This is a genomic window from Fangia hongkongensis FSC776 = DSM 21703, from assembly GCF_000379445.1.
In the GTDB taxonomy this organism is placed as follows: domain Bacteria; phylum Pseudomonadota; class Gammaproteobacteria; order Francisellales; family Francisellaceae; genus Fangia; species Fangia hongkongensis.
This window is the reverse complement of record NZ_KB902262.1, coordinates 2,072-15,050: the sequence shown is the minus strand read 5'-3', so window position 1 is coordinate 15,050 and position 12,979 is coordinate 2,072. Positions and strand designations below refer to the sequence as shown.

The following is a 12,979-nucleotide window of genomic DNA, read 5'->3' as shown; positions in this document are numbered from 1 at the left end:
ACAAGATAAGTAACCACCATTTAATAATATAAAAAAATGAGGAAAAACATGTTAAGACAGTATAGTAAGCTACTACTTGAAAGCTTTAATAAATTTGCAAAAAACCATCCTATTAGTAAAGAAGCAAATAATATACTCAATAAAGTCATTAATGAGCTTGAACTCATAACGACAAGCGACCGTTTTGACTATTTTGGGCAATTTGATAACCAATTTAAAGCTAAGCTTACGAACAGTGACAATAAGGAAATTTCAACGCTTACATCCTATTTTCATAATGCTTTTCTTAAAGATAGTGAATATGCTAATTTAAGGAACATGGCTGAAAAAATTTCTCTGTATTCACGAGCTAAAGCTGTATTTACTGGCATTGTAAAACTAAATAATGAATGTACTGATGTTGAAGGCATATACCTTATGAAAACTTTTAATCGCCACAATGAGCAGACAGGAAAGCTGCTATCTACATATTATGCACTGCCAAGAGGCAAGAAACCAAAGGAGGATGGGAGTGTTAGTGGTGAAGAGTACCCTACCAAAATCACAGGCGATGATTTTATTGGCATTGCGATTGAGTATGAGTTTACAGGAGAGGAAAATAAAGCAATTTCAGATATGCCAATAGATAGAGTATATCGGGTAGATGAACATAAAAAACTTGAAATGTTAAGCAGCTTTGAAGATTTCAAATCTCAAGAGCTCCCTATTTTACCACGATCCGCTATGTACTTTGATGTGTATGATACTAAACAAAGTGAAACATTAGAGGGTTTTCGAACAGGGAAAAACGGATATCGACATCAAACAAATGGGCACGATGTAATGCTTAAGTCCTATTTAGGTGTAGGACATAACGATCATGGTGAATATGAACTAAATAGAAAATTCTATAGAGGGTTTACTGTAGAGCTGGATAAAGACGATAAAATATGTTTGCGCTTTAGATCCAGATCATTAAATGTAGGGCAGTCAGGTGTTAAAGATGACATAATTTCAAATAACAAGTGGATAGAAACAGTTCAAGAAAAAGTAGATGCTTTATCTGGAAAAATTATGCAACAGAGCAACACCAAACCAAGCTCTATTGAGCCAAATGAATTATTTTATAAAAAGCTTCAAGAGTCCTCTTCTGCCCCCTCAACTGGCATTAAACCTTAAAAAACTAAGGTGCTATAATTTCTTGAAAATCTTCAAGGTATAATATTTTAGAGATCAACCAATAACCATAAACTTAAGGACAATTAATTTAACTGATCTACTTCACTCCAAAGTAAGATAAAAGCTCAAATCCGGGCACCCATCTAATATCTGACATAACCGTATTGTCTCTATAAGAGCTCATAAATAAAGCCAGTCCATCTTTAAATGTGATAGAAAAGCCCAACACCTCATGCAATTGATCAGATAGCGAAGCAAGCTCTAAAAGCGCTTCTTTAATCTCAAGGATACTTTCTTTTCTTTTAATCATTTGCTGCCAATCATGATATAAATAACTCAGCTCTTGCTGTGACTTAGCTGGCAAATAAATAAAATATTGATCCTGTAGAGATTCTTCTGCCAGTGGGTTTAGGTGTTGCACATAGCTGCAAAAATGGCAGCCTAAGGCTAAATTCTCTTTTTTATTGTTGTGATAATTCTGATCTAAATTGATCACCTCTAATCTCTCTTTCATCTGTGTAGTAGGGTGCTGACAGAAATAGCAATAACCTTTTTCTTGAAATAATGTCTCTTTCACCTTTTTATATGCGGGATGTTTTAATCTATCTTGAAAGCCATACCAATTATCAAACACAGCGCGGATGTTTAAAGAGCTACTACAATGCTTCATCTTTTCTACTCCCATGCAATCTATATTCCATCTTAAATGCCGTAATCACATTACATACCAGTGGATATTGTATTTGATCTCCTAAAGATCGCTCAGCATTCCAATGAGCAACAATGGCAGCACCCTCACTAAAATAAGTTTTTCTGCCGACACTATTTAATGCATACCATAAAGACCGATCTATTTTTTTGAGCCAAAGGAAACTAGCACTTGGCATAATTCCGCTTTTCCTTGCATGATTTAAAAGTTCACACAAAAGTGTACTAGCATAAAAATGTTGTCCTATCAACTTCTGGATAACTGGCTTCATACTCACTTCAGCCACTATCATCTCTATATTTTTTGCGATTCGCCTCCCTCTGAGAAATTGTTTAAACCCGTTTTGATGAGTATGACTATCTCCAAAATATTGTGTCAACTCACTTAAAAGCATATCCGCCACTTTACGTTGATTGATAATACAAGCCGAAAAAGCAGCAAAGAGACCATAAACAATAATATTTGTCACCTTAACTTTAGACCATGGAGCACCTAAATCTTTGGAAAGCTGATAATATAGCGTTGATTCATTGAGTTGGCCGCTTTCCAACACTTTATAATGCTGAAGGTAATCATAGGGTGATCTGGCATCTGCGGATATAGCTGCTTTTTCCTGCTTCCTGTTCGATGGAAAGTATACCTTTGTAAAATGGCAACACATTAAGTATGCTAACTTATACATAGAAAAACTTCTCTGAAATTTCTGTGACGGGTGGAAAAAGTACAATAATAAAATAACAATTATACCCAATCCCCATGCCCATGGAATGAGCGCATCTGATATATTATATGCAAGATACTGTAAATGCTCTAGAGTGACATTTGCTGTTAAAACATGATTACACCAGTTCATTAACATTTCAAAATGGGGATGCCATAACATAATAAATAATAGTTCCAGCTTTTTTACCATAAACCAGAACCACACAACATAGTCATGTAAAGCCCAGTATAGTAACAATGCGGCTAAAACGAGTGTTCCTACAACATAAGCAGGTCCCATTCCATCATTGTCACGATCAGAAGTTCCACTCATTTCTCTAAGCCTCCACTAAACACTGATCAACATTAATCACTGCATCTTCTTGAGATTCCAGTAAAGCGTCATAGATAAACAGCAAGCTTAATGCGCTATTATTATCCTCCATGCCCTTTCCAAAAATATAACTATAATGTTTATTGGCTAAATGAGTAAAATGTCTCAATAGCTTCTCTTTTTCCTTCACTTCCTTAAAATTTTTCGATACCCCTTTTTCCACAAAATTAAATTCAGCTAAGTTTGCTAAAATATCGATCAAATCAACTATTTCCATCATGCTCTCCTTCATCACTTAATTGTTGATATGCTTCCATCGCTGATTGTAAAGATTCGGGCTCAAAATTTTTCAGGTAATGTTCAGAGAGTTTTTTTAATCGATTCATTTTATTGCTGATGTCGTTTTCTCTGTCATGTTTATTGATGTTTTTCATAATGCCATATTTGTGTAGCAAGCTTATCAAACTATCTTGATTCACAAGCTGTTGATTCATTGTTGTGCAACCAATATCAAAGTAATCACTATTTGCGTAATCATCAAACATGATCGAACTAAAAAGCACACCCAAACTGTTGCCACTATCTGACTTATCACTCATCAAATTGGCGCTATTTGAGATGCTATGTTCTTCAGCACTTTGTGGATTCTGTTTAGTTTGTCGTTTGTCTTTTTTTGCCAACACCTTATCGCTTTGTTCTTGATCAACCCAGCTCTGTAATAATCTAGAAGTAAAGTTATAATTTCTCTGTTTTGCAGAAGGAGACACGCTATTTTTCTGATTTAACTGCATCGCTTTAATAAAAGCATGACTTAGCGGTTCAACTTTTAGCAAATGATTTAAACCAATTGTTTTTGTTTTTTTGACCGCAGTATAAAAAGATTTCATCCGAACGATATTAGACTTAAAAAATACATGCGCTTCACCTGGAAGCTGATCTTTAAGATCCATCAGATCAATTCTTGCCCTTTTTTCAATGCCTGCTTCTTTACTATCTTGATAACCAAATGATTTTCCATCTTGCCCCATGTTATAAGACCTAACAGTTGACACATAAGCCTCCCCTGCCGTTTTGTTAAAAAAATCCCAAGTCTCTGTTGGATCTTCAAGTTTCATACAAAGCTTAATATTCGTATTCGCAAATATCGAAGCTGCCTCCTCTTTAGAGGCTTTTTGAAATGCCGGAATGTCTTGGCCTGCAAACACTACTGAAAAACCTAAAGATCTCGCTTGTGCTGGAACAACAGCAAACCCCTCCACAGCATAATATCCATACTCATCAAGAATACATAGAAACGGGGTATCAGAGTTTGAGGGTTTTGCTTCTATGACATCTTTATACGTTCCTTGTACTTTTGACCCTAACCCTGCTGCAAGCATTGCTTTTAACGATGCAATAATCAGTTTTCCTAAATTAGATAATTCATCTGGAGATTTTTCTAATGCAGGTAATAATACAACTAAAATACGTCTATTTAATACAACGTCACTAAAATCAACATCTGCAAGGTTTGTTCGCATGATATGCGCATATACATCAGCTAATGAGCCAAATATTCGTGTTAACTGCATGGTAATATAGCCATGCTGCTCATAAGTTTTATCCGATTGTTTGCCTACATTTTTTTTCTGATAACCCGGCAAGGTTGCTAGGTAGTTATGCATCGGATCAACAACATCAACAGGAAGCTTCTCACTCAACTGCACCGTCTCGCCATTATCAACCATAACCTTGTCACTGTATAATAAGTCTTCGACCGCATCGAGCACAAAGTATCGACGAATCAGGTTTGCCTCAAGTAATAAATATCCTTGATCACGCAAATAAACCAATAATCGCATCAATGCTTCAACAAATGAAATCGCTCTCCCCTTCCACATATCTCCATCGCCAGATCCTGCGCTAGAAGAAGACATCATACTAACAACAAGCTGTGATAACATACTCGATGAACCTATTGCAAAAGGGTTTAGAGTATTTGATATCTTGTCTTTTTGAGGTCCAATAATATCTTCAGCACCAGTCATATAGTTAATCACCAGAAGATCATCCTCACGTCCCATATATTTGGCCATAGAGTATATTTGAGCGTATAATGAATTATCTCCCTTTCCATCAACATAAATAAATCCTGATCCTTGAACTAATGCATTAAATGAAAGTGAAAGGAGAGTTTGCGTTTTTCCTGAGCCAGTAGAGCCAAGTATCAAAGCGTGCGTTCGCATGTCTTCATCACTAAACCACAACTCTTTATTGGTTACCACCTCATTGCCAAAAAAGTAAATACCCGATGGCTTAATATATTTTTTTTCTCTTATAGTACTATTAGATAAATCTGGATAGTTGACTCCTCTGGGCAAACGAAAGGGCAGTTTTGGTGTATAAAAAAAGGCATTCCAAAAAATAACTAACATCAATAAGAGAAATATATCCGTAACCAAAGGCAAAAAAGTAAGACAGAATAAGCAAAGGATTATAAGAAATATACTACCCCAGCGTGAAGACGCTAAGTCATATACCAAATAGATCAAAGCGCGTGTATCACGAATACTCTCAGCAGGTCTACTTTCTTGATTTCTGGTTAAGCCTCTTAAGCCTTTAATTCTACTCATCTACTTCTACTATATCGACATATTTTTCTCGGCCAAAAGTCCACTCACGTAAATTAATAAGTAGCACCCAAAAGGTAACGTTATAGCGACTCAAAACAAATAGTAAGATAGCCGTCAAAACGCTAAGTGAGATTGTCCACGTTCGAAAATGAAATACTGTTAATACCATTGGGAAAAACACCTGTGCTTCAATCATGAAAAATTTTGCTTTTCTACCTGAATCTCTCCAATGTGCAATGTGATCGTTATACATATTTCTCTCTACTTTTTAAATTGATCAAATTTTGATAGCACATATGATTGATAAACTTCCTCTGTAATTAACTCTTGATCTAACAACCATTTTCCTTGATGTGACAGAGTACTTTGAGCTTCTTCCATCCTCTGATAAATTAAATCATCTATCTTTTTACTATCTAGCGACAAAAGTAGCTCCCCTTTTAACTCTCCATCAACAACAATATACTCTCTCAAGGCAATCCGCTCACCATCCACACTTGGAACTAAGCTTTGCCAAACTATTGCTTTAACTGTGCTGAAAAAGTCATAGGCAATACGTCTCTTATCTTCCTCTGGAAATACCATTAACAATCTTTTAAGTGCATGTTGAACTGATTCACTATGTAATGTTGTATATACACAGTGACCCGTAAGAGCGGCCTCAATAACAGACTCTATCGTTTCTCTATCACGAGACTCCCCCACCATTATGGCCGTTGGCGTTCTGCGAAGCGCATTTCTTACAGCATGGGCAAAACTTGGCATACAGCGAGGAATCTCAGACTGAGAAATAAGAGAATTTTTGCTATACATTGGTAAAATGTATTCAATGGGTGCTTCATAAGTTAGAATTTTTTCACCTCTCCCTTTCGCCTCCGCTCTTGCCAAAATCATTGACGCCAGTAAAGTTGATTTCCCTGAACCGGTAGCCCCACAAATCAGCACTATTCCTTCTCTCACATATGACAGTTGTTTAATTGCTCTTGGTGTTTTTAAATTTTCTAAGGTTGGTGGCGTACTCCCTAGTATGCGAATAGATACTTGCACACCTAAATGTCCATATTCACTCATCAAGCTTGCATTAACACGAAATCGTAACTTTTGCTCTGTCACGTTCAAAGTGTAGCTAAAATCAATATCGCCATCGCTTAGCACTTTGGCATAGGCATTACTTCCATACAGGATATTGATTAAATCTTCCACTTCATTTGTAGTCAACTCCCTGTCAGTCAAAATATGCTGCTCACCATGCAAGGTTCCAAATATGGGACAGTTTGTCTGAAAGGTGATGTCACTTAAGTTTAAAGCGACTGACTTTTCCAGTAGAGTTAAATAGGTTGATTTTAAGAAATAGGCAGGCTCGTTATTAATTAATCTAAACATTTTCAAACATTACCTTCTTTGACTGAAACTCTTTTCTCACCAATAACCGCTCGCCAGTTTGAAGGGTCCCCTTGAAACATAGGCAGCTTATCTATCGCAACGTTTTGATGGTCAATCACTAAGTTTGCACTATCACTCTTAACTGGCGTAGATTTTCGCTCAAGGTATGGTGTTAAAATCATATTATTCTCTAATAGCTGATAGTAGGTAATCATGCCTACAAAATCACGCTTGAGCTTATAACTTTGCTGTTTAAAAATATCCAGCGCTTGTCCAATCCCACTTTGCCACGCTTCTTGTAATGTTATTTTCCACAACATTTCTTCATCTTCATTTCCTGGAAGTAGTGCTTTTTTGGGTAAGGTTGGCGGCTTAAAGTCACGAATAAGATAATCTCTCCAAGTTGGAACATTCGCAACAAAATGCGCCTGTTTGACAATATGGTATACTTGCCCATTTGTTTGAATGATACGCTGGTCATGAGATACACTAACACCATTGTACCCCGTTGCAATAATAGGCGGCATTACATGATTAGGTAGCATTAAAGCATTAAAATTATAAGTTTGATACAGTATTGAAGATAACTTATTTAGGGTTTTATTTATCTTCTCCTGGGCAAAATATAGCCCTCCTTGCACACCAAGCTCCAAAGCCACTTCCATAATCATCTTTTGGCGAAGCGTCATCTGAGCGTCATTATATTTCACTTGTTCTGTTTTATTCGTGAGGTGTGATAAAGTATGAAGATCAACAGCGATCATCGTTTAAAACTCCACATATCTAATACTAATCACATTGGCTCTAGGGTTTATTTCAAGCGTTGCCTGCTTAGCAGATTGGATAGCAATATTTCTTAGTATATTGATTGCACTATCATGAATAGGCTTATTTAAATTCCCCAAAATCACAATAATAGAAAAAGGTGGCTTTTTCCCAAAAATTTGCATTTTATACCCTGTTGCTTTTGCAACTTTTTTAACCACCTCTTCGATAGGACCATAAAATGATAGCGATAAAATTTGATTCAACCTCTTATCATCAATATTTTGAAAAGGAATATTTGGGTTTCCATAACGCGCAAGCATCACTTGGTTGAGTGCTTTCAATGAACCCTGAACCGATTCACTTGAAGCTTTCAACTCATCAAGCACAATATGATTAATATACTCAACACTTTCTTTACGCTCTGGCGTTGACTTTTTAGGCGCTGAAGAACAACCCGAAAGTATCATCCCTATAGTAATCATTTGTAGTAATATTGTTTTTTTGTTTATAAGATTCATCATATGTATCTTTCGCTTGTTATGATGTTTCTTTAGTATCTTTAAAGTCTGTCTTAGCTGTAAATTTCATATACTTTCCATCACCAAGATCTTTCGTTATGGATTGTTGCAACATTTGAATCCCTGGAATAATACACATTAGAAAAATTCCTATCACCAAATGTCCACACCCATGTTTGAGATGTGTACCTTGCGCTCCCTGATTAGAATGGTGCGTCCTAAAATGATTTAATGCACTGAATACAAAAAACATCCCTAACAGCAAAGCAATCACCTGAAGGAAACTTTTTATCTGCCCGAAAACAGACAATAAATGCAAAGCCCAGTCATAGAATGCTTTGGGATCTGTCGGTGTAGGATCAGGGTCAACATCAGCATAACAAAGACCAATACTTAAACAAAAAAACAGCACCCCCATGGCAAATCTTTTGTATACAGCATATAGAGACTTTGATCGCTTGCAAGTTTTGCCTTCAATAATACTTATACTCTGTACCGACTCATTCTTTTTCATTTCTCTTTCCTTATGGTTTTTCATTTCACAATGTATTAACAACTAATATTCTTGATATTTTTCCAAAATCAAGATGAACCAATGCTTTGTACAATTCCCCATAAAAATCCCGCATTCATTCCAACGATCCCCGCTACAATATGGCTTATAATATGGGAAACCCCACCTTGATGTTGCCCTTCAGAACTTGTAATCAAAAGGAACATCCCTCTTAAAATTGAGATAAAACCTACAATAGATAGTAATGAAAATATTAAATATCGCTGAGCTATATCAAGCTCTGCATCTTTTAGATGGATAACTTCTTTAACATATTCAGCAATTCGATTAGTCGGATTCATATAATCATGAAGATTATAAAACAGGGTATTACTGACCATTTGTATGAAGTTCCCCATAGATAAAAACATAATCCCTGAGAAAAACATAAAAATGGTTGTTGATGGGGCATAATAACGAAACATCTGCTGTGTTTTACCATGCTTGGTAAGTCTAGTCATTGCAATAAATAGCAGCACCATACCAATAACCACCGCCAAATACTGCAATAGCGAATAAACACCTATATTCCTGTTGTCTCCTGCGAATATTTTTAAAATATTTGCTATATAATCGATGGTGTTCATGCGCTACTACAAGCTCAGTCATACTTAAAATCAAATAACTGATTAGCACCCTATCGTTCATCGAATATCTAATCAACACCCCCTGAGCTATTCCGACAAAACGTCGAGCGCATCAAACCTATTTGCACAGCTGTGAAACTGACTTTTCACAAGTCACAATCTTAAAGCATTGCACATGGTTTAGTTAAATTTAAAGTTTAAGTACCCTTGACTACTAACCGCTTGGTTGTGGAAGTGACTATTTGAAGAGGGTTTCTTGATATGGTGTTGAGCGCCACTAAAAGTGTCCTTGTTTTCTCCTTCAATATGGCTTATAGCATGACCATCACCATCAGACTGATATAACATATGATATTCATAAGCTAGTTTTATTATTTTCTGCTTAACCAGCTCTATTGTATTGGTTGATGTTCCCATATCGTCATGTTGCTTTTTCATATTCTCATATACATCTAATAGTTTACTCACTCCACCCGTTCTATCGCTCAGCGCTTGTTTAATTAAAATATAAGTATCATTTAAAAACGCCTTCTCAGGAAAATTTCTATTGTATTTAACAGACAGAAAAAGGTTTAGTATCGCTCCTGCAGACTGATCGATATTTAAATAAACTTTTTTCTCTTTAGGTATATAAGGTTCAGCATTCAAAGGTAAGTTTTTTTTCATCTCAACCTCCATAGATACATTATTGATTAGGCAGTTCTCATTATCAGAATAATCTTTTTTAGTATCTATTTTGTTCTCTACTGGAATAACTGTTGCAGATTCAAGCTCTTTCTTATCCTCCACCATCAATCCGACATTCTTACTCGCATCCATCTGAACATCATTGAGTACGACATTTGAAACATTCTGATTACCCTGAAACTCCATATCCACTTGAGTGAAAATTCTCTCCGGCAATGCAGTAACTGTAGTTTCTACTACCTGCTTGCTCTCTAGATGGGACAGGGGAGAATGACCTTCATTCAATTTTTTATCTATATCTTTATCCGCATTTAAAGTCGGTAGGCTTGAGTATACCTCCTCTGCAACTTTATACTTTGATTTTGGCTTTTTTTTCTTCTTACGCTTAGGTTCAACCCTATTATCAGCATTTTTCAGTTCATCCTCAGCATTAATATAATCCATTAAGTTTTCAGTCGTTATCTCTTTACCACCTAGCTTCTTAGTTAGCTCTTTGTCCTGAGTATTCTTTGAAAAGCTTTGGCAAGTGGCAAGAATATGATCAATATATGTATCTTTCTTCTCTGTTTTAACTTCCTTACATAGCGATTCAATCTGCAGCTTCCCTTTATTACCCTCACAAGTATTTAGAAAACAATCAATTATATCTGAAGTGATGACTAAACAGGCTCTAAGGTCATCTTTTGGCTTCACTTTCTCCAAAATCCCATGGAAAGCATTCTTTAGGTTTTGGCGGAACAAGGTGCTACTGTCTTGGGGTTGATCAATTTCTAAAAACAAATCCCTCTGAATCGTTTTGTCATCAATCATGTGCTCAATAATTTCTCTTACAAACTCAAAAGGCAACTCAATATGACTTTTTTTGGATATTCCCTCAAAAACACGACTTCCCTTTGATAGATATCTCAACAAATGAAAATCTCGTTTCAATTCAGTAATAGGCTGCAAAATACTGTGAAGGATTGTTACGGGGTTATCAGTATCTGAATGCTGTAGGTCGATTATCTTTTCTTTATATATTTTCAAGTAATTATCGGCACTATCTAAGCCATTCTCAATGTATAAACGCTTAACAACATCCTCTAACTCATTGGCTTTTTGAATAATTCCCTCACCTATATAAGGAAAATCCCGTTTAATGGGAGTCTGTAAATACCTTTTTAGGTATATAATCGCTCTTTCTATTTCACGAGCGCCTTCCTCCAAGGTTAATTTTTTAGTTGTCACATCAAAATATGATATCTCTGACTGCTTTTCTTTATGTTGTTTTTTATAGGCTGACTGCTCATTCATACTCATGTTTATATATGATCCCTTTCTTTCAAAATTTACGTGGTGCTAATTGCTAGTAGCATATTACCCACTATTGATAATATGCTTGCAACGTCAATATCAACCTACAAAGCAATTCACAGCAATGCAACTTATCCTCTTTAATGCCATCATTTTGACGATTCATACTTCCTTCAGTGGACAGTAAAACAAGAACTTAGGTTAAATGCATGACTAATTAACATGCCTCTAATATGATTTACTTACATAACAATGATCAAACCATTTTTTTTAACCGCCCTCTTATTCTTATTTTCATCCTTACTAACAGTAAGTTATGCCAGTAAGTTAAATGAAAATTTGATCACACGGATACAAGATAGGTTCATTTTAGCACAAAGCCAAAAAAGCCCTTCTTGTGCAAAAATCCATTTATTTTCGTTGACATTATATGGTGGAGTCTCATATAAACAATTTCCAAATAATAGTCAAACTGCCCCTTTGAATGCAGATGGGGGGTACTATGATATTTTCAATCCAACTCCCAAATACTCCCCTTATTTTTCAATGAAGTTTGAAATAAGACCATTGACATATTTTTCTATTGCCATTAGCTACTGGAATACTTTCAAAAACAGCTCAGGCTTATCCTATGACCCTCATATGGGCGCTCCCGACCCAAACGGTCAAAGTGATATGTCATTTTCCGGAATTAACTTTTATACCACTATACACCTGCCTGTCTATAGTATTCATAGTGATTTTCTATTTTCAGCTGGCCCTTCAGTAGTTTTCTCAACATTCTCTCCCAAGCAAGAAATAAGTGATATCCCGAGCACTTTAGATACAAAGCATCGCATTAATGTTCGGCCATTTTTTTCACTGGAGTATAAATATCAGTTGAGTAACGCTTTCACCCTCAACACAGAAATACAATACATTTATGGCCTTGGTCACAATATTTGGTCACCCTATTCTAATGCCAGCTACGTGCCCAATATGTTTAATCTCTCTATTGGCATTGGATACCAATTTTTATAATACATTTACACGAAAACGAGAAGGATGAATATATGAAACTAAATTATGCCCTATTGATAGCAACCCCATTATTTGCTCTAATTACCACTTCTTATGCAATAGAACTGAAGCCCATTGACGTTAATAAGGAACGAACCCTTGGTGATGTTGTCAGGGCGCTTAATGATTGGCCAGCACTAATAAACTCATTTAGCGCTCAAACAGCGGCGAATATAAGCACACTTTCAACAAGAGTGTCTCAATATAATAGCAAAATAGATGAGGTCCAAGCCCTAGCAAGTAATGCACAGACTATAGCAAAAGCAGCAAATACCAACGCAACAGATGCAAAAAACATTGCTAATGGCATTAAAGATGAAGTTACAAATGCAAATACAAATGCAAATGCAGCCAAAGAGCTTGCATCTAAGGCTAATACTGAAATATCACTTGTTAAATCTACTGCTATTAGTGCGCAAACTGCGGCGCAACAAGCCAAAGAGCTGAGCGATAAAACTAAAACAATCGCTGATGATGCCGCCAAAAATGCGAGTGAGGCTAAATCCCAAATTAATGACATTAAAACCGCTGCCGATAAAGCTCAAAGCACCGCCCAACAAGCCAAAGAGCTGAGCGATAAAACTAAAACAGTTGCTGATGATGCCGCCAAAAATGC

Annotated in this window: 14 protein-coding genes; 3 read left to right on the top strand and 11 right to left on the bottom strand. The window is 36.1% G+C overall.

From position 1 onward, the window contains the following. Positions 1-48: 48 nt before the first annotated feature. Positions 49-1,158 carry a hypothetical protein gene (locus A37Q_RS0108390; protein ID WP_018299829.1) on the top strand — a complete coding sequence of 370 codons (1,110 nt, stop codon included), beginning with the start codon at positions 49-51 and terminating at the stop codon, positions 1,156-1,158. 97 nt (positions 1,159-1,255) lie between these two features. Here A37Q_RS0108390 and A37Q_RS0108385 read toward each other — a convergent pair whose 3' ends face one another. The 11 genes from A37Q_RS0108385 to A37Q_RS0108335 form a co-directional block, all read right to left on the bottom strand. Next, positions 1,256-1,828, bottom strand: a complete 573-nt coding sequence (locus A37Q_RS0108385) for a hypothetical protein (protein WP_018299828.1) — start codon at positions 1,826-1,828, stop codon at positions 1,256-1,258. Further along, positions 1,815-2,903, bottom strand: a complete 1,089-nt coding sequence (locus tag A37Q_RS0108380) for a secretion/conjugation apparatus DotM-related subunit (RefSeq protein WP_018299827.1) — start codon at positions 2,901-2,903, stop codon at positions 1,815-1,817. Before A37Q_RS0108380 ends, A37Q_RS0108385 begins: the two co-directional genes overlap by 14 nt. Positions 2,904-2,907: 4 nt before the next feature. After that, the gene (locus tag A37Q_RS0108375; RefSeq protein ID WP_018299826.1) at positions 2,908-3,180 is read right to left on the bottom strand and encodes a hypothetical protein; all 273 of its coding nucleotides are present in this window, start codon (positions 3,178-3,180) and stop codon (positions 2,908-2,910) included. Next, positions 3,167-5,515, bottom strand: coding sequence for a type IV secretory system conjugative DNA transfer family protein (locus tag A37Q_RS15055; protein ID WP_018299825.1), 2,349 nt, complete (start codon positions 5,513-5,515; stop codon positions 3,167-3,169). The genes A37Q_RS0108375 and A37Q_RS15055 overlap by 14 nt, the downstream gene beginning before the upstream one ends. Beyond that, on the bottom strand, positions 5,508-5,768 hold the full coding sequence (gene icmT, locus A37Q_RS15050; RefSeq protein ID WP_018299824.1) for an IcmT/TraK family protein: 261 nt from the start codon (positions 5,766-5,768) through the stop codon (positions 5,508-5,510). The genes A37Q_RS15055 and icmT overlap by 8 nt, the downstream gene beginning before the upstream one ends. 8 nt (positions 5,769-5,776) lie before the next feature. Continuing rightward, on the bottom strand, positions 5,777-6,898 hold the full coding sequence (locus A37Q_RS0108360) for a type IV pilus twitching motility protein PilT (RefSeq protein WP_018299823.1): 1,122 nt from the start codon (positions 6,896-6,898) through the stop codon (positions 5,777-5,779). A 2-nt stretch (positions 6,899-6,900) separates the two neighbouring features. After that, positions 6,901-7,662: a type IV secretory system conjugative DNA transfer family protein gene (locus A37Q_RS0108355; protein WP_018299822.1), complete on the bottom strand. Its 762-nt coding sequence runs from the start codon at positions 7,660-7,662 to the stop codon at positions 6,901-6,903. A gap of 3 nt (positions 7,663-7,665) precedes the next feature. Beyond that, positions 7,666-8,184 (bottom strand): DotD/TraH family lipoprotein, encoded by a 519-nt coding sequence (locus A37Q_RS0108350; RefSeq protein WP_018299821.1) that lies wholly within the window; start codon positions 8,182-8,184, stop codon positions 7,666-7,668. A 19-nt stretch (positions 8,185-8,203) separates the two neighbouring features. After that, positions 8,204-8,698 carry a hypothetical protein gene (locus A37Q_RS0108345; RefSeq protein ID WP_018299820.1) on the bottom strand — a complete coding sequence of 165 codons (495 nt, stop codon included), beginning with the start codon at positions 8,696-8,698 and terminating at the stop codon, positions 8,204-8,206. Between the two features lie 68 nt (positions 8,699-8,766). Then, entirely contained in the window at positions 8,767-9,324 is a 558-nt protein-coding gene (locus A37Q_RS0108340; RefSeq protein WP_018299819.1) for a hypothetical protein, read from the bottom strand. 180 nt (positions 9,325-9,504) lie between these two features. Continuing rightward, on the bottom strand, positions 9,505-11,310 hold the full coding sequence (locus A37Q_RS0108335; protein WP_018299818.1) for a hypothetical protein: 1,806 nt from the start codon (positions 11,308-11,310) through the stop codon (positions 9,505-9,507). Between the two features lie 246 nt (positions 11,311-11,556). Between A37Q_RS0108335 and A37Q_RS0108330 the strand changes: the two genes are divergently transcribed. Together A37Q_RS0108330 and A37Q_RS16375 are read left to right on the top strand one after the other, a co-directional pair. Next, complete coding sequence (locus tag A37Q_RS0108330) at positions 11,557-12,324, top strand: hypothetical protein (RefSeq protein WP_018299817.1); 768 nt, start codon at positions 11,557-11,559, stop codon at positions 12,322-12,324. 32 nt (positions 12,325-12,356) lie between these two features. Then, positions 12,357-12,979, top strand: a 623-nt coding sequence (locus tag A37Q_RS16375) for a hypothetical protein (RefSeq protein ID WP_035405056.1), incomplete at its 3' end; no start/stop codon positions are given.